At 72.9% G+C, this 16,876-nt stretch carries 19 protein-coding genes; 9 read left to right on the top strand and 10 right to left on the bottom strand.

Going from position 1 to position 16,876, the window contains the following annotated elements; translation table 11 throughout:
• The first annotated feature begins 37 nt into the window (after positions 1–37).
• The 5 genes from ACFWUY_RS09420 to ACFWUY_RS09400 all read left to right on the top strand — a co-directional run bounded on the left by ACFWUY_RS09420 (position 38) and on the right by ACFWUY_RS09400 (position 4,945).
• Positions 38–1,672: a hypothetical protein gene (locus ACFWUY_RS09420; protein ID WP_384104291.1), complete on the top strand. Its 1,635-nt coding sequence runs from the start codon at positions 38–40 to the stop codon at positions 1,670–1,672.
• On the top strand, positions 1,669–1,833 hold the full coding sequence (locus tag ACFWUY_RS09415; protein WP_384104288.1) for a hypothetical protein: 165 nt from the start codon (positions 1,669–1,671) through the stop codon (positions 1,831–1,833). Before ACFWUY_RS09420 ends, ACFWUY_RS09415 begins: the two co-directional genes overlap by 4 nt.
• Positions 1,834–1,980: 147 nt before the next feature.
• Positions 1,981–2,649, top strand: a complete 669-nt coding sequence (locus ACFWUY_RS09410) for a tellurium resistance protein (protein ID WP_384104484.1) — start codon at positions 1,981–1,983, stop codon at positions 2,647–2,649.
• Entirely contained in the window at positions 2,646–3,605 is a 960-nt protein-coding gene (locus tag ACFWUY_RS09405; protein ID WP_384104286.1) for a PP2C family serine/threonine-protein phosphatase, read from the top strand. Before ACFWUY_RS09410 ends, ACFWUY_RS09405 begins: the two co-directional genes overlap by 4 nt.
• The gene (locus ACFWUY_RS09400) at positions 3,602–4,945 is read left to right on the top strand and encodes a protein kinase (protein ID WP_384104283.1); all 1,344 of its coding nucleotides are present in this window, start codon (positions 3,602–3,604) and stop codon (positions 4,943–4,945) included. The genes ACFWUY_RS09405 and ACFWUY_RS09400 overlap by 4 nt, the downstream gene beginning before the upstream one ends.
• Positions 4,946–4,981: 36 nt before the next feature.
• On the opposite strand, the gene ACFWUY_RS09395 is transcribed toward ACFWUY_RS09400, so the two are convergent.
• The 6 genes from ACFWUY_RS09395 to ACFWUY_RS09370 form a co-directional block, all read right to left on the bottom strand.
• Entirely contained in the window at positions 4,982–5,311 is a 330-nt protein-coding gene (locus ACFWUY_RS09395) for a hypothetical protein (protein ID WP_384104282.1), read from the bottom strand.
• Between the two features lie 22 nt (positions 5,312–5,333).
• Positions 5,334–6,842 (bottom strand): hypothetical protein, encoded by a 1,509-nt coding sequence (locus ACFWUY_RS09390; RefSeq protein WP_384104279.1) that lies wholly within the window; start codon positions 6,840–6,842, stop codon positions 5,334–5,336.
• A gap of 74 nt (positions 6,843–6,916) precedes the next feature.
• A complete protein-coding gene (gene msrB / locus ACFWUY_RS09385; RefSeq protein ID WP_384104276.1) occupies positions 6,917–7,324 on the bottom strand; it encodes a peptide-methionine (R)-S-oxide reductase MsrB in 408 nt (135 codons plus the stop codon).
• A gap of 10 nt (positions 7,325–7,334) precedes the next feature.
• Positions 7,335–8,729, bottom strand: coding sequence for a UDP-N-acetylmuramate--L-alanine ligase (gene murC, locus ACFWUY_RS09380; protein ID WP_384104273.1), 1,395 nt, complete (start codon positions 8,727–8,729; stop codon positions 7,335–7,337).
• Positions 8,730–8,891: 162 nt separating this feature from the next.
• The gene (locus ACFWUY_RS09375; protein ID WP_384104270.1) at positions 8,892–9,374 is read right to left on the bottom strand and encodes an indole-3-glycerol phosphate synthase; all 483 of its coding nucleotides are present in this window, start codon (positions 9,372–9,374) and stop codon (positions 8,892–8,894) included.
• Between the two features lie 106 nt (positions 9,375–9,480).
• Positions 9,481–10,332 carry a pyrimidine reductase family protein gene (locus tag ACFWUY_RS09370; RefSeq protein WP_384104267.1) on the bottom strand — a complete coding sequence of 284 codons (852 nt, stop codon included), beginning with the start codon at positions 10,330–10,332 and terminating at the stop codon, positions 9,481–9,483.
• A gap of 36 nt (positions 10,333–10,368) precedes the next feature.
• Here ACFWUY_RS09370 and zapE point away from each other — a divergent pair, with 36 nt between their 5' ends.
• The 4 genes from zapE (at position 10,369) to ACFWUY_RS09350 (ending at position 14,380) form a co-directional block, all read left to right on the top strand.
• Positions 10,369–11,454, top strand: a complete 1,086-nt coding sequence (gene zapE, locus ACFWUY_RS09365) for a cell division protein ZapE (protein ID WP_384104264.1) — start codon at positions 10,369–10,371, stop codon at positions 11,452–11,454.
• A gap of 51 nt (positions 11,455–11,505) precedes the next feature.
• On the top strand, positions 11,506–11,931 hold the full coding sequence (locus ACFWUY_RS09360; protein WP_384104261.1) for an OsmC family protein: 426 nt from the start codon (positions 11,506–11,508) through the stop codon (positions 11,929–11,931).
• 147 nt (positions 11,932–12,078) lie between these two features.
• On the top strand, positions 12,079–13,440 hold the full coding sequence (locus tag ACFWUY_RS09355; protein WP_384104258.1) for an alkaline phosphatase PhoX: 1,362 nt from the start codon (positions 12,079–12,081) through the stop codon (positions 13,438–13,440).
• An 85-nt stretch (positions 13,441–13,525) separates the two neighbouring features.
• On the top strand, positions 13,526–14,380 hold the full coding sequence (locus ACFWUY_RS09350) for a polysaccharide deacetylase family protein (protein ID WP_384104481.1): 855 nt from the start codon (positions 13,526–13,528) through the stop codon (positions 14,378–14,380).
• Between the two features lie 45 nt (positions 14,381–14,425).
• On the opposite strand, the gene ACFWUY_RS09345 is transcribed toward ACFWUY_RS09350, so the two are convergent.
• From ACFWUY_RS09345 to ACFWUY_RS09330, 4 genes are read right to left on the bottom strand one after another with little or no spacing between them, the layout of a single operon-like run.
• Positions 14,426–14,611 (bottom strand): hypothetical protein, encoded by a 186-nt coding sequence (locus tag ACFWUY_RS09345; RefSeq protein WP_384104255.1) that lies wholly within the window; start codon positions 14,609–14,611, stop codon positions 14,426–14,428.
• A 28-nt stretch (positions 14,612–14,639) separates the two neighbouring features.
• On the bottom strand, positions 14,640–15,290 hold the full coding sequence (locus ACFWUY_RS09340) for an ABC transporter (protein WP_384104252.1): 651 nt from the start codon (positions 15,288–15,290) through the stop codon (positions 14,640–14,642).
• Positions 15,287–16,147, bottom strand: coding sequence for an ATP-binding cassette domain-containing protein (locus tag ACFWUY_RS09335; RefSeq protein ID WP_384104249.1), 861 nt, complete (start codon positions 16,145–16,147; stop codon positions 15,287–15,289). The genes ACFWUY_RS09340 and ACFWUY_RS09335 overlap by 4 nt, the downstream gene beginning before the upstream one ends.
• Positions 16,144–16,821 (bottom strand): AIM24 family protein, encoded by a 678-nt coding sequence (locus ACFWUY_RS09330; RefSeq protein ID WP_384104246.1) that lies wholly within the window; start codon positions 16,819–16,821, stop codon positions 16,144–16,146. The genes ACFWUY_RS09335 and ACFWUY_RS09330 overlap by 4 nt, the downstream gene beginning before the upstream one ends.
• Between the last annotated feature and the right edge of the window lie 55 nt (positions 16,822–16,876).

The following is a 16,876-nucleotide window of genomic DNA, read 5'->3' as shown; positions in this document are numbered from 1 at the left end:
TTTCGACGACAAAGCCGCTGGTGAGGGAGTGGGCGACATGACGGGTGAGGAGCTCACCGGGATCGCCGTCGACGTCCTCGTGGCGTTCTGGGGCGTGACCGCCCTCCTGGTCTGCGTCGTCTACGCGTTCTGGGTGTTCCTGGCCACCGCCTGCCGGAGCGCGGGACGGGCACTGGGGCCGTTCCGGGCGGGGCGGTCGGACACCCGGGTCCTCACGATCGGCACGGAGCCCGCCCACCCGTCGTACTGGCCGGAGCAGTCCTGGATCGACACGGCCGGCGCCGTCGGCCGCTCCTACCGGGCGCTGTGGACGCTGTGGTGGGCGCACTGGATGCTCACCGTCACCGGGCGGCTCTTCCGGGGCCGGCGGCCGGGCACGGACCGGCGGGGCACGAACACCCTGACCCGCCAGACGATGCGGCTCGTGGCGCCGGGCACGGCGGTCGGCGCGACCGTCGCCGCGCTGCTCGCCGCCGCGCTGCACACGCTCGTGCTCGTCGTGTTCTGCGCCCTCGTCGCCCTCGTCTGGGCGTCCTGGGTCCTGACCGTCGCCGTCGTCCGGGGGACGGAGCGGGCCTGGCTCCTGCTGCGCGGGGTGCGGACGGTCTGCCCGCACCCCGGCTGCCACCGGCCGTTCCCGCTGGCCGCCCACCCCTGCCCGCAGTGCCGCGCGGTCCACACCTCGCTGCGGCCCGGGCGGTACGGGGTGTTCCGGCACGCCTGCCGGTGCGGCGCCCGGCTCTCCTCCTCGCTCCTCTCGGGCCGTGGCCGGACCCCCGCCGAATGCCCTTCCTGCGCGCGGCCGTTGCCGCCGTCGGTGGGGACCACGCGGGTGGTCCACGTCCCCCTGATCGGCGGCTCCTCCTCGGGCAAGACGATGCTCGTGGCGGCCGTCGTGGCGGGGCTGCGTTCCTGGTCGGAGCGGGGGAACCTCACCATGGAGTTCGCCTCGGACGCCGACCAGCAGGACGGCGAGGCACTGGATCGGCAACTCGACCGGAACGACTGGGCCCACAAGACGCAGGGCGACCAGCGGGCCTGGATGATCCTGGTGGGCAGGGGGCGCCGACGGCGGCTGCTGTACCTCTACGACCCCATGGGCGAGTCCCTGCACCAGGCAGACCGGGTGCGCGAACAGCAGTACCTCGCCCACGCCGACGGTGTCCTCTTCGTCGTCGACGTGCTGGCCGACCGTACGGTACGGCGCGCCCTGCACGGCGCCGACGACACCCTCGCCGACGGGGCCCGGCCCGCAGCCCAGGGGCCCGTCGACACCTATCAGGGGCTCACCGGCGAACTCGCCGCGCTCACCGGCGGCCGCGGCGACCTCCCGGTGGCCGTGGTGGTCACCAAACGGGACGTGCTCGACCGCATCGGGGCGCTGCCCGCTCCGGGGGCCCGGGTCGACGAATGGCTCGGCGCCATCGGCCTCGGCGGGCTCGTCCGCGGCTTCACCCACGATTTCAAGGCGACGGGCTTCTGGGCGGTCAGCGCCTCGGCGGCCACCGGCACCGGAGCCCTGGACAGCGAGCGTCGGCGGGCGGCGGAGCCGGTGCTCTGGCTGCTCGCCCGCTCGGGACTGCGGGTCGGCGCGCTGGTCGAGTCGCGGGGGCCGGTCCCCCGGCAGGGGCGCCGCACCGACACGAGGAAGCAGGGGGTACGACGGGGATGACGGTGGTGACCCCGCGCGTGGCGCGGTCCCGCAAAGTGGTCATGGCGCTGTTCGTGACGGCCTGCGTCGTGGTGTTCGGGGCGGCCGTGTACGGCGTCCTGTACGCGCTGCCCGGCCTCTTCGAGGAGCTGCGGCTCCTGTGGGAGGAGTCCGAGTCCTGACCGGCTCTCGCACCGGGACCGGCCACCGGCCGCTCCCCGCGCGCCCTCCCCCTCTCCCTCCTTCCCTTCCCACCCTCCGATTGCCACCCATCCACTCACTCATCCACCCACAGGAGGATTCTCGTGACCGAGATCCCCGGCGGCCCCATGGCGAACCGCCCGGTGCACTTCATCTGGCTGCTCGACTGCTCGTACTCGATGCTCGGCGAGAAGATCGGGCAGTTGAACTACGCGATCCGGGAGGCGATCCCGGAGATGCGCTCGGTGGCGCACGACAATCCGGCCGCCCAGCTGCTGCTGCGCACGATCACCTTCTCCACCACCGCCCGCTGGCACCACAAGGACCCCGTGGCGGTGGACGACTTCACCTGGCAGGACGTGCAGCCCGACGGCACGACCAACCTGGGCGAGGCCCTGCACCTGGTGGCCGGGGAGCTGCGTACCCCGCCGATGCCCGAGCGGGCCCTCAAGCCGGTGATCGCCCTGGTCTCGGACGGCGTGCCGACGGACGACTGGCGTGCCGGGCTCAAGGCGATCGACGCCACCCCGTGGGGCCGCAAGGCGGTGCGGGTCGCCATCGCGATCGGTTCGGACGCCGACCGCGGCGTGCTCCAGGAGTTCCTGGCCAATCCGGAGCTGCGCCCGCTCGACGCGAACAGCCCCAAGCAACTGGCCGCCGCCATCCGTTGGGCCTCGACGGCCGCGGTCAAGGCGGCCTCGCAGCCGGTGGCCGGTTCGACCGACCCCGGCGTCAAGCCGGCTCCGTACGCGCCGCCCGTCCTCTCCGACGACGACGACGAAGACGACGTGTGGTGAGCGCGCTGCCGGCCTGGGAGACCTTCCACGAGAGCGTCCAGGGCGTCAACAAGGCGCGGAACCAGGACCGGTGCCTGGTCCAGGGCACCGGCACGGCCGAGGACCCGCTGATCCTCACCGTCGCGGACGGCCACGGCTCGGCCTCGTACCCCCGGAGCCACGTCGGAGCGCACTACGCGACGGACCTGTTCGCCCACCGGGCACGCGAGTTCGCGATGTCCGTGGCCGACCGCGACCGGGCGGGCTGGCGCGGGCGGCTGCGCGACTACGCCCGGATCGGCCTGCCGGAGCGGCTGGTCAGGGACTGGCAGGGCAAGGTCCTCGGCCACTGGGAGCGCGATCCCACCCCGGACGAGGACCGGAAGTCCCCCGGGCCGATCCTGCGGCTGTACGGGTCGACCCTGATCGGCGCGGTCCTCACCCCGGACCTGTTCGTCGCCTGGCAGCTGGGCGACGGCGAGCTGACCGTGGTGGACGGCGACGGCGGGGTCCGGCTGCCGCTGGCCCCCGCCCGGGTCGAACTCGGCGACGAGACGGCCTCGTTGTGCATGCGCGACGCGTGGCGGTCGGTCCGGGTGCACTGGGAGCCGCTGCCCGATCCGGTACGGGCTCCCCGGCTGGTGGCGCTGTCCACGGACGGCCTGTCGAAGAGCTTCGTCTCGGACGAGGGCTTCACCGAGTTCGCGGCCGGTCTGCACCGGCGGCTGGCCGAGCGGGGCGTGCCGGGCGTCGCCGAGGACATCCCCCGGTGGCTGGCCGAGGCGTCCCGGCACTCGGGCGACGACACGACCCTGGTGCTCGCCCGCCGGTCCGCCGAAGGCCCGGCCACCGACGAGGCCACCGACGAGGCCGCCGGCGAGGGCTCGGACGAGAGCCGGGGCGAGGCCACGGAGGGCCCCGGAAACAGTCCCGTGGACCCGCGGATCCCCTACTGCGAGGAGAGAGAACGACCATGAGCGGCATGCTCGACAGCGGAGACTCGCTGATCACCGACAGCGGGCAGACGATCGTCGTCGACCGCCTGCTCGGCTCAGGCGGACAGGGCGAGGTGTACCGGGTCGGCCTGCCCGACGGCAGCGTCAAGGCCCTCAAGTGGTACTACCCGGACAGCGCGACCCCGCAGCAGCGCCGGGTCGTCGAGGACCTGGTGACCCGTGACTTCGACGACGACAGGTTCCTCTGGCCGACGGCCTTCGTCAGTGCGGGGGACGACCGCTTCGGCTATCTGATGGACGTACGGCCGGACCGCTTCCGGGGTCTTCCCGAGCTGTTCCGGCGGACGGTGAGCACGTCCTTCCGGGCCCTGCTGACCGCCTGTCTGTACACGGTCGAGGCGTACCAGGCCCTGCACTCCAAGGGGATCGCCTACCGGGACATCTCCTGGGGCAACATCTTCTTCGACCCGGCCACCGGCGAGGTCCTGGTCTGCGACAACGACAACGCGGTGGTCGAGGGCGACCAGAGCGGGATCTCGGGGACCATGGGGTTCATGGCCCCCGAGCTGGTGCGCGGGGACCCCGGCGCCCAGCCGGGGACCCAGAGCGACCTGCACTCGCTCTCGGTCCTGCTGTTCATGTTCCTGATGAACCACCACCCGCTGAAGGGCGCCCGCGAGCTGGCGATCCACTGCCTGGACGAGAACGCGGAGCGCAAGCTGTACGGCCGCGAGCCGCTGTTCGTCTTCGACCCGCAGTACACGGACAACCGGCCGGACCCCGTCGAGCACTCCACCGTGCTCGCCCTGTGGCCGCTGGTGCCGCCCTCCCTGCAGGCGCTGTTCGTCCAGAACTTCACCGTCGGGCTGCGGGAGCCCTCGGCCCGGGTGCGGGAGTCGCAGTGGCGGGACGCGCTGCGGGCCGTCCGTGACGCCGTGGTGGAATGCGCGAACTGCGGCCGGGAGAACATGACGGAGCCGGGCTCCGCCACGCCCGGCACCTGCTGGAAGGACGGCTGCCGCAGCACCCTCGTGCTGCCGCCCCGCCTGGTGGTGACCACCCCGCCGCCGAGGGCGGAGCGGCACATCATGCTCGGCAGGGCCGCCCGGATCCACCGGCACCACCTGAGCCCCGAGCCCTCCCGGCACGACTACTCGGAGGAGAGCCTGGTGGCCGAGCTCGTGGAGCATCCGCAGAAGCCGGGGCGGTACGGCCTGGCCAACCGGTCCGCCACGGCCTGGACGGGCACCCGTTCCGACGGCACCACCCAGCAGGTCGTGCCCGGCCAGACGGTGCCGCTGCGGTCCGGGCTCGCGCTCGAACTGGACGGCGGTGCCAGGGCCGAGGTCCGCGCCCACTAGCCGTCCCGTCCTTCCGGAGAGGGAGCCCCCGGGGGATCACATGCCGACGATGCCGGCGATCCCCTGGACCAGGGCCAGACCGCCGCTGCCGACGGTCACGTACGGCTCGATGGCGGTGAGCGCGGACCGGATGCGGCCCTGGTCGGCGGGGCGGCCCTCGCGCTCGGCGGTCACGAGTTCGCCGTGCACCGCCTCGGCCTGCTCGACGGCGGCCCGGGCCGCCTCCTCGTCGCGGAGCCACCGGACGAGCCGGGCCGCCATCGCCACGGCGCTCGCCGGGTCCGTACCGTACTGGTGGATCTCCACCCGGCCGTTGTCCCCGATGTTGCTCCCGGACACCTGGCCGTGGAAGTTGTACGTGTTCATGGGTTTCCTCTCCCTCGGGCCCTCAGGGCCTGACGTGGCCGGGCTGGGCCGGAGCGCCCTGCTGTCCGCCCGGTCCGCCCTGTCCGTGCTGGTTGACGGTGCCGTTGCTGCCGACGTTGCTGCCGTGGATGTCGCCCGAGATGTTGTACGTCTGGGTGCTGATCACCTGCACGGCCTGGTCGTAGGAACTGGTGTCCACCCGGTGGTCCTTGAGGAACCGTTCGGTGGCGGTGAGGACGCCGCTCTGGAGCCGGTGCAGGTAGTCCCGGGAGTCGGAGCGGTCGCTGTGCAGCATGTTGTCCCAGGACGAGACGCTCTCCCGGATGCTTCCGGTCGCCCCGTGGTCGAAGACGACCTGCCGCTCGACGATCTCCCGCCGCAGGTTCCGCAGGTCACGGGCGCGGGCCCGGGCACGGCCGCGCCGTTCGGAGTTGCGCCCCCAGGCTCCGCGCAGGCCGGGCCAGCAGTCGCGCCGGGTGGCCGCGAGCAGCTTCCAGGCCCGCTCGAAACCGCGGAGCGGCAGGGCGCCCGCCAGGTTGTAGACGGCCTCGTCCACGGGCGGGATGACGAAGACCAGGACCTCCCAGGAGAGGCTGGGGTGGTGGAGCCGGGCCCGCAGCTGCATGGTCACGATCACCCGGCCGCCGTCGCTGACGCGCTCCAGGCTGAGGAAGGTTTGCATCCCGGCCCCGGGGTTGAGCAGCCCGGTCCGTACGAGGTCGGTGTCGATCTGGGCGCGGGGGCGGCCCTGCGGCTCCTCCAGGAGCTCGTCCGCGAGGAGCTGGACGTGGTCGCCGCACACGTACAGCCGGTTCCGCGCCCGGAGTCCTTCGAGGCCCGCGATCTTCGCCATCTCCTTGGCGACGTAGGTGTGGAGGTCCACGGCGTCGAAGGGGACGATGGTCAGCTTGCGCCCGGGGTTCGCCGGGTCCTCGGCGGGCCGCGAGACGTCGATGGGCTGCCAGACGACGTCCTTGATCTTCCTGCCGCTGCCGACGAAGGGGTCGGTGCGGGCGGCGGCCGCCGTGTACGGCACGACGTTGGCCTTGGCGAGCGCCCTGAGGCGGTCCTCGGCCCGCTGTTCGACGGGGTCCGCGAGGGTCTCGGGGCGCGCGCTGCCCCAGTACACGTCCTGGGCCGCGGTCCAGGAGGCCGACAGGGCGGCGTGCACCGCCCACCAGGCGCCGGCGAGCGAGCCGGCCATCACCCCGCCGCCCGCCCACGGGCCGACGGCGTTCCCCGAGACGAAGCCCCACACGAGGACGGCGAGGCCGGCCCAGAGGGCGAGGAAGAGGCGGGAGAGGACGCGGTCGCGCCGCTCGGAGCGGCGCACCGCGGCCCGCGCGTGGCGGGCGAGGGCGATCAGATGGATCCCCAGGGGGAGCCCGAGGGCCGTCATCCGGTCCGCGGTGAGCTCGGTGTCCACCTCGCGGGCGAAGTGCTCGTCGAGGTGGACGTGCGCGCACAGCTTCCGGGTCACCGCGTCCTTACGGTAGGTCGGAAGCTGCGGTAACGACGGTCTGCGTGCCATGCGGTCTCCCCCTGTGCGTCACCGCACACCCTAGGGAAGTCCGCCCACCGTGTCCCCCGGTTCGGCCGGAACGCTCAGCCCTCTTCGGGCTCCAGGCGCAGCGAGATCGAATTGATGCAGTAGCGCTGGTCCGTCGGGGTGGGATACCCCTCGCCCTCGAACACGTGGCCGAGGTGCGAGCCGCAGCGGGAGCAGCGGACCTCGGTGCGGAGCATGCCGTGGGAGCGGTCCTCGATCAGCTCGACGGCGGAGCTGTCCTTCGGGTCGAAGAAGGACGGCCAGCCGCAGTGCGACTCGAACTTCTCGTTCGACGTGAACAGCTCCGCGCCGCAGGCCCGGCAGGAGTACACGCCCTTGGTCTTCGTGTCCGTGTACTCGCCCCGGAACGCGGGCTCGGTGCCCGCCTGACGCAGCACCTGGTACTCCGCCGGGGTCAGCTCCGCACGCCACTGCTCGTCCGGCTTCTCGACCTCGTACGCCATCGTTCGCTCCTCAGTTCGCCGCGATGCGGGCGAGGATCTTCGGACCCAGGTCCGTGACGTCTCCCGCGCCCATCGTCAGAACGAGATCGCCGGGCCCCGCCATTCCCGCCACGGCCTCCGGCACCGCGTCCTTGTCGGACACGGCCGTCACGTCGGCGCCCGCCTTCCGCGCGGCGGCGATGATCAGCTCGCTGGTGACGCCCGGGATCGGGTCCTCACGGGCCGGGTAGATGTCGAGGACGACGGACGCGTCGGCGAGGGCCAGCGCGTCGCCCATCTCCTTGCCCAGTTCCTGGGTGCGGGAGAAGAGGTGCGGCTGGAAGACGACGAGGAGCCGGGAGGCTCCGGCGGCGCCCCGCATGGCCTCCAGGTCGGCGGTCATCTCGGTGGGGTGGTGCGCGTACGAGTCGATGACCTGGACGCCCTTCGCCTCGCCCTTGAGCTGGAGGCGGCGGCCGACGCCGGTGTAGGCGGTGAGGGCCTGGGCGAGCTCGGCCGGGTCGATGCCGACGCGGGCGCCGGCGGCGAGGGCCGCGGCCGCGTTGTGGGCGTAGTGGCGGCCGGGGACGGAGACGGTGAAGGTGTGCTCGACGCCGTCGAGGGCGACCGTCACCTCGCTCTTCATCCCGTTCGGGACGATCTTCAGGATGCGGGCGTCGGAGCCCTCGGACTCACCGACCGTGACGACGTCCAGGCCCTCGCGGTCCGCGACCCTGCGAGCCAGCTCGCGCGCGCCCGCGTGCTCGCCGACGACCAGGGTGCCGCCGGGGCGGACCTTGGCGGTGAAGGCCTCGAAGGACTCGTAGATCTCGTCCATGGAGGCGTAGTTCGCGTGGTGGTCCAGCTCGACGTTGAGGACGATCGCGACCTCGGGGTCGTACTTCTGGAAGCTGCGGTCGCTCTCGTCGGCCTCGGCGACGAAGACCTCGCCGTCGCCGTGCAGCGCGTTGGTGCCGGGGCCCGCGAGGTCGCCGCCGATCGCGTACGAGGGGTCGAGGCCCAGCTCGGTGAGGGCGACGGCCAGCATGGAGGTGGTCGTCGTCTTGCCGTGCGTGCCGGCGACCGCGATCGCGCGCAGACCGTCCATGAGGGAGGCGAGCGCGTCCGAGCGGTGGACGACGGGGATGCCGAGCTCGGCGGCGCGCGCCAGCTCGGGGTTGTCGGCGCGGATGGCGCTGGAGACGACGACGGCCGAGGCGTCGTCGGCGAGGTGCTCGGCGGCGTGGCCGATGTGCACGGTGGCGCCCAGGGCGCGCAGGGACTCGGCGGTCGCCGACTCCTTGGCGTCGCTGCCGGCGACCTTGGCGCCGCGCTGGGCGAGGATCTTCGCGATGCCCGACATTCCGGCACCGCCGATGCCGATGAAGTGCGGCCGTTCCATGGCGGCAGGGATGGCGGGTGCCATGCGGATCTCTCCCCGGGGTGCGTCGTGCGTGGAAGTCCCCAGCCTAGTGGCTCCGACCGGATGACCCCGGCGTGCCACGAGGGGTCACGCCGGGGCCGGGGCCGTACGCCGGGGGCCCGTGTCCGCGCCCCGTGCAGGGGGCGCGGACACGGGCGCGGGCTCCTACTCGCTCACCTGCTCACTGTGGGCGAAGAGCTTGAGCACCGGGACCCCGACCTTGTGGCGGGCCCTGGAGGCCCAGTCCCGGTGGAAGAACTCCTCCACGTAGTGCGGGGCGGTGAGCACGATCACCTCGTCCGCCTTCGACTCCTCGACCACCGCCTTCATCTTGTCGAGCGGGTGGTCCTCGACGACCTGGCCGACCGCTTCGCAGCCCGCGTTTCTCAGGGCCTGGAGCGAGTGCTCCAGGGCCAGCTCGGCGGGGACCCTGGCCTCCTTGCCCTCCGGTTCGTCGCCCTCACGGGCGGCTTCCTTCAGTTCGCCCATGGCGACGTCGTCGATGGCACGCAGCAGTACATCGGCCTGGTCACCACGCGGCTGCATCAGAACGATGAAGGACACGCCCTCGTCGCCGTGCAGCGTGGTGACGAACTCCACGTCGACGGACGTCAGGGGCTTCTCGATCATCAGAACGCTTGTGAACACCTCAGGAGCCCTTCTGCGGAAACCATCCTTCCCCGTGCCCGCACGGGGTCTGCGACAGTAAGTGTGCCCAGCGGACGGTAAGCGGAACGACAAATTCCGCCGATTGTCAGATCCGAAGGTAGCGGGTGAAGAGGAAGCCGTCCCGCTCCAGCACGGAAGCCACCGAGAAGCGTGTCGGGACGGCCACCCCGGGGCCGCCGGCGATCCGTTGGGCGTCCCCCGCCGTCATCGTCGGCGAGACCGTCAGACACAGCTCGTCGAGGACGTCCGCCGCCACGAACTGACCGAGCAGCCGGGGCCCGCCCTCGGTCAGCTGCCGCCGGAGCCCGCGCTCCGCGAGCGCCGACAACGCGCGGGCCGGCTCCACCCCGGTCCCGTCGCCCGCCACGAGGACCTCGGCGCCCGCCGCGCGGGCGGCGGCGATCCGCTCGGGAGGCGCGGCGGCCCCGGTGAGGACCAGGGTCGGCACCAGCGGCTCGGTGAACAGCGGCAGCGAGAAGTCCAGTGCCAGGGAGGCGCTGACCACGGCGATCACGGGCGCCGGACCCTGTCCGGCGGCGGCGCGGCGGGCCGCGAAGGCCTCACGCGCGCGTGCCGGGCGGTAACCCTCCAGGCGAACCGTTTCCGCACCGACCACGACGACGTCGGCGAGCGCCCGCAGGGTGCCGAAGATCCGCATGTCGGTCTCGGAGGAGAGCGGCTGGGAGCGCCCGTCGTGCTGCCCCGCCCCGTCCAGCGAGGAGACCATGTTGGCCCGCAGCCACGAGCCCCGGGCGGGGAGCTCGGGGTACGCGTAGGCGTCGGCGAGCTCGTCGAGGGACCACTCGCGGCCGCCCCCGCCCGCACCGACGGCGTCCGCCCCGGCCACGGCCGGGTCCGCGGCGTCCGGCCCGGCCGCCGGCCCTCCGACGGTGGTCACGTGGGCTGTCATGTCCGTCACAGGGAACAGTCGTCGCATCCTCGCAGTCTGACATGGCGCTTACAGTGGGGAACTGTGTCGACCCGTGCCCTCACCGAAGCCGCTTCCGCCCCGGCGGCCCCGCTTTCGCTCTGCTCCCGAGAGCCCCACGTCCCCGCCGACCGCCTCGTCGCGGAGATGGTGCCGCCGCCGCGCTTCGACTCCGTACGGTTCGACACGTACCTGCCGGACCCGAACCAGCCCAGCCAGACGGACGCCGTCAAGGCGCTGAGCCAGTTCGCCGGGGGCCTGGGCGGAGCGCACGCCTCCGGTGCCGGGAAGCGCCGCTGGTTCGCCAGGAAGCCGGCCGCCCCCACCGGGCCGCGCGGGGTCTACCTGGACGGCGGCTACGGCGTCGGCAAGACCCACCTGCTCGCCTCGCTCTGGCACGCGACCCCCGCCGAGCCCGCGCTCAAGGCGTTCGGCACCTTCGTCGAGCTGACCAACCTGGTGGGCGCGCTCGGCTTCCAGCAGACGGTGAGGACCCTCGGCGGGCACCGTCTCCTCTGCATCGACGAGTTCGAGCTCGACGACCCGGGCGACACCGTCCTCGTCTCCAGCCTGCTCGGCAAGCTCGTCGAATCGGGCGTGGCGCTCGCCGCCACCTCCAACACGCTCCCCGGCAAGCTCGGCGAGGGCCGGTTCGCCGCCGCCGACTTCCTCCGCGAGATCCAGGGCCTCTCCGCCCACTTCATGCCGCTGCGGATCGACGGCGAGGACTACCGCCACCGCGGCCTCCCCGAAGCCCCGGCCCCGTACTCCGACCAGGTCGTCACGGAGACCGCGTACGCCACGCCGGGCGCCTCCCTCGACGACTTCCCGCACCTGCTCGAACACCTGGCCAAGGTGCATCCGAGCCGGTACGGCGCGCTCACCGACGACCTCTCCGCCGTCTGCCTCACCGACGTGCGGTCCGTCCCCGACCAGTCGACGGCGCTGCGGCTCGTCGTCCTGGCCGACCGGCTCTACGACCGCGAGATACCGGTCCTCGCCTCCGGCCTCCCCTTCGACCGGCTCTTCAGCGACGAGATGCTGAACGGCGGCTACCGCAAGAAGTACTTCCGGGCGATCTCCCGGCTCACCGCGCTCGCCCGCGACGCGAAGGGGCTCGTCGCGCAGTAGCCCGGGGTCTCGCAGTAGCTTGGTGGCCGTACCCGATCGAAAGGGATTCACATGGCCACCGTGCGTCACGCACACACCGTCTGGCAGGGCGACCTCCTCAAGGGCTCCGGTGTCGTCACCCTCGACTCCTCCGGACTCGGCTCGTACGACGTCTCCTGGCCGGCCCGTACGGAGGAGCCGAACGGGAAGACCAGCCCCGAGGAGCTCATCGCCGCGGCGCACTCCTCCTGCTTCTCGATGGCCTTCTCGAACATCCTGGCCAAGGCCGGCAACCCGCCGACCCGCCTGGAGACCAAGGCCGACGTCACCTTCCAGCCGGGCGAGGGCATCACGGGCGTCCACCTGACCACGCGCGGCGAGGTGCCGGGCCTGGACGCGGACCAGTTCCAGGCGCTCGCCGAGGACGCGAAGAAGAACTGCCCGGTCAGCCAGGCGCTCACGGGCACGACGATCACGCTCACCGCCGAACTGGCCTGAACCTGACGCCGGATCAGCACAGGCACCTCACAGGGCTGTTGTGGCCCGCATGGTTCACGTGTCACCACAGTGCGTGATACACACATGCGGGTCACACGTCACAGCACAGCACACACCTGTCCGCCAACAGGAAAAGTGGGTTGCCTCATGTCCGCGACACGACGTCAGATCCTGTCCCGCACCGGCGCCGCCGCCGTCGGGATCGCCTTCACCGGCGCCCTCTCCGAGCTCTTCGCCGGCAGCGCCGCCGCCGCCGGGAGCCGGGACGGCTACGGTCCCCTGGTCCCCGACCCGGACGGTCTCCTCGACCTCCCGGCAGGCTTCCGCTACACGGTCCTCTCCCGGCAGGGCGATCCGCTCCGCTCCGGCGAGGGCCTCGTCCCCAGCAACCCCGACGGCATGGCCGCCTTCGCCGGCCGCCGCGGCCGGACGCACCTCGTCCGCAACCACGAGAACCGGGTCACCGGGAAGATCGGCGTCCCGACCGTCCCCGGCCTGACGTACGACCCGGCCGCCAAGGGCGGTTGCACGGCCCTCGAACTCGACGGCCGGAACAACGTCCTCGGCGAGCGGGTCGCCGTCGCCGGGACCGCCGTCAACTGCGCGGGCGGGCCCACCCCTTGGCGTACCTGGCTGACCTGCGAGGAGACCGAGGACAAGGCCGGCACGAACGGCTACGCCAAGGACCACGGCTTCGTCTTCGAGGTCGACGGCGCCGACCCGCACCGCACCGGGGCCGTCCCGCTCACCGCGATGGGCCGCTTCCAGCACGAGGCCGTCGCGATCGACCCGTCGAGCGGCATCGTGTACGAGACGGAGGACGCCTTCCAGCATCCCTTCGGCCTCTTCTACCGCTTCCTCCCCCACAAGCCGCTCGGCGGCACCGGTTCGCTGCGCGCGGGCGGCGCCCTGGAGGCCATGCGGGTGCCGGGCGTGCCGGACCTCTCGGTGATCCAGGAGACCGGCACCCGCTTCGAGGGCGTCGAATGGGTCCCCGTACCGGATCCGCAGGCGGTGGAGACCCCCATCAGGCTCCAGGACTTCGGCCCGAAGGGCATCACGCACGCGCAGAAGCTGGAGGGCTGCTACTGGGGCGGGAACGCCGTGTACTTCGTGTCCTCCTTCGCGCGCGTCAAGGACGGCTCCGGCGCCACCCACTTCGGGCAGGTCTGGAAGTACGAGCCGCACCGGCGCCGGCTCACGCTCGTCGTCGTCTTCGGCCCGAGCACCGACATCCAGCTCCCGGGCGAGTCGCCGGACAACATCTGTCTGGCGCCGAGCGGGGGCCTGATGGTCTGCGAGGACGGCGACGGCGCGCAGCACGTCTACGGGGTGAGCAGGAAGGGCGAGGTGTACGCGATCGCCCGGGGCGCCCGGAACATCGGGACCCCGGAGGCCCCGGAGTGGGGCGAGTTCGCGGGCGTCACCTTCTCGCCGGACCGCCGGACGATGTACGTGAACTGCTACTCGCCGGGGACGACGTTCGCGGTGACGGGCCCGTGGTGCTGACGTCGCTGACATCGCCGGCGTCGCGTCGCACGCATTCGCCTCTTTGATCGGTTAACTTCCGGTCGTGAACACTTCTGTACGAAAAATGGCGGCGCTCGGTCTTCTGGGCGCCGCCCTCGTCGGTTGCGGCGGACAGGCCGCCGAGACCGCGCCCCCGAAGGAGCCGACCACCGCCGCGAGCCCGTCGGCGCGGGCGAGCGCGGCGGCGGCCGGTCCGAAGCCCGCGCGCGCCCCCGCCGCACCGCCCACCATGGCGCCGGGACCCGGCGGACTCACCCCCGTGTACGAGCGCCGCGCCAAGGGCACGGAGAAGGTCGTCGCACTGACCTTCGACGCCGACATGACCGCCGACCAGGGCCCCCGGGCCGCGCGGGGCGAGCGCTTCGACAATCCGGAGCTCATCGCGACCCTGCGCCGGCTCGAGGTGGACGCGACCGTGTTCATGACGGGCCGCTGGGCGGAGGAGTACCCCGACCAGGCCAGGTCCATCGGCGGCGACCCGCGCTTCGAGATCGCCAACCACTCCTACAGCCACTACGCCTTCGCGGCCCCCTGCTACGGCCTGCCGACCGTCCCCGGGCCCGACATGACGACGGACGTGCAACGGGCCTTCGACGCCTTCCGTGACGCCGGTGCCGTCAACGTCGTCCCGTACTTCCGCTTCCCCGGCGGCTGCTACGACGACGCGGCCCTGCGCGCACTCGCCCCGGCCGGGGTGACCGCGGTCCAGTGGGACGTGGTCAGCGGGGACGCCTTCGCGAAGGACGCGGACGCCGTGGCCGAACAGGTCCTCGACGGGGTGAAGCCGGGATCCCTGGTCGTCATGCACTGCACCCGCAGCGCCGCCCCCGTCACCGAACGGGCGATCCGCCGCATCGTCCCGGAGCTCCGGGCCCGCAGCTACCGCTTCGTGAAGGTCTCGGAGCTCATGGGCGGCTGACGCGGCCGGCAGGGCCCGAACGCCCGGCAGACCCGAAGACGGACGCTAGCCCGAGCAGGCCGTGCGCTCGGCCTCCCGCCACTCGCAGACCGGGCACAGGGTGATGCCCTTCGTGGACTCCGGGTACTCGGTCGGCTCCTGGCACAGCACGCACGCGGCGAACGGTCCCTCGGCCGCCGGTTCGGGCCTCGGGGTGGGCTCGGGGGCACAGGAGAACGTGGTCTCGCTCATGTGTCCGAGCGTACTCACTCGTCCTCACTCACTCCAGGCGCGCCGTGGCCCGGCAGGCGCAGAACGCCACCGCCGCCGCGAGGACCAGGGCGGCCGCACAGGCCAGCCACGGCGGGTCCGCCGTCGTCGTGCGGGCGCCGGTGACCAGGGCCGTCACCGCGTGCTTCGCCGGGGAGCCGGTGGTCACCAGGGCGAGCAGCGAGCCGAGGACGAGGGCCGCGAGCGACCAGCCGGTGGCCGGGACGAAGGGCCGGGAGGCCAGCGCGCCGACGGCGGCGCCCGTCAGCGCGCAGGCCAGTGCCGCGAGGAGGCCGGTGGTCGCGGCGGCGGGCGCCGGGACACCGCGCCGGTCGCAGAGCGCCGTCACCACGAGGACGGCGACCGCGCCGACGAGCGCCGGCAGGACGGTCCCGGTGACGAGCGCCGCGAGGTGCGCGCGGTCCCGGCCGGCCGCCGCCGCGACCACGCCCCGGGCGGCGGGCGGCTCCTGCGTCAGGCAGATCCGTACGGACCAGGCGGTCACCGGGAGGAGGGCGGCGGCGGTGACACCGAGGGCGCCGAGTACGGGCTCGCCCATGGTGACGCCGACGCCGAGGACGGCCGCGTACAGGAGGAGCGGTGCCAGCCACCGCTGCGAGCGGAGCAGCAGACCCGTCTGGTAGCGCAGGAGCGCCGTCATACCCGTACGCCTTCGGTGGTGAGGTGGTCGATGTGCCAGGAGGCCGCGAGGAGCGCCCCGAGCAGGGCGTCGGAGTGGGCGGCGTCCACGGTGAGGACGGTGACGGTGTCGCCCGGCCCCGGCGCGGTGACGACGGGACGGCCGGGCAGCCGGTCGGGGAGCGGCCGACGGCCCCCGGAGACGACGATCCGGACACGGGGCCGGGGCACTGCCTCCCCGTCCGCCGGGACGGCCTTCCCGTACGCCTCCGTCTCCCGTACCCGCCCGCCGGCCACCGCGTACACCGCGTCCGCCTCGCCCGCGAGCCGTCGGGGGTCGTGGTCGACGAAGACGACCGTCGCGCCCGCCGCGCGCCGTTCGCGGACGGCCGCGTCCAGCTCCGCACGCGCGCCCGTGTCGAGGCCGGTCCAGGCCTCGTCGAGGACGAGGAGGGCCGGGTCGGCGAGGAGTGCCTGGGCGACGGCGATCTTCTGGCTGGTGCCCTTGGAGAGGTCCGCCATGTCCGTTCCCGCGTGTTCGGCGGCACCGAAGCGTTCCAGCCACTCCCCCGCCCTGGTCCGCGCCGTCGCCCGGCCGAGGCCCTGGACGCGTCCCAGGTGAACCAGGTAGTCGGCGGCCGTGAACGGCAGGGCGACCGGGAAGCGTTCGGGGACGTACGCGGTGCGGGCCGGGCGGCCCGTGACACGGCCCTCGCTCGGCGCGTCGACGCCCGCGACCAGCCGGAGGAGGGTGGACTTGCCGGTGCCGTTGGTGCCGGCGATCCGGACGAGGGCCGCGGTGGGCAGGTCGAGGTCGACCTCACGGAGGACCCACGGCCCCCGGAGGCCGTGCCGCCGCCCGACCCGTACCAGCCTCAACCGGCCGAGTGCTTCTGCGGGGTGGCCTCGCTGGGCCGGACGACCGCGAAGCCCTGTCCCTCCAGCTTCAGCTGCACCGCCTCGCCCGAGCCGCCGCGCATCATCGAGCCCAGCGACTGCGAGCGGTGCAGCGAGGTGTGCAGCTGCTCGCTCCAGCCGACGACGGCGCCCGTGTCGACGAAGACCGGGGCCTGCGGGGAGACGGGGATGACGATCGGGCTGCCCTCGCAGATCAGGGCGACCTTCCCGTAGCCCGAGAAGACGGAGTTGAAGAGGCCGCCGCCGGTCATGCTGGCGCCCTTCACCGTCTTGATCTCGTAGTGGAGGGTGGGGTCGAAGCAGAGCACGTTGCGGCCGTTGACCGAGAACGCGTCGCCCTGCTCGATCTCGACGATGAAGCAGTTCTGCGCCTCGTGCGCGAACCAGGCCTCGCCCCGGCCGCGCACCTCCATCAGCGCCAGGCCCTCACCGGTGACGGCCCGCTTGAGGAGGCCGCCGATGCCCTGCCCCTTGCGCTCGAACCGGAGGTCGCCGCGGAAGGCGATCATCGATCCCTGACGGGCGTGCATCTCGCCGTCGACCGTGTACTTGACCGACTTGGAGTTCTGCAGGGCCATGCCCGGGAAGGCGGCGGCCTCGGCGAGGTGCTCGCCGGCAAAAAGATCGCTCTTCACAGGGGGCATCCTGGCCCGGAAGGGACGATTCCCACAAGAACCGCTCGTCACGGCA

This window comes from Streptomyces sp. NPDC058664, assembly GCF_042716635.1.
Lineage (GTDB): Bacteria > Actinomycetota > Actinomycetes > Streptomycetales > Streptomycetaceae > Streptomyces.
This window is presented reverse-complemented; position numbering and strand designations above follow the sequence as displayed.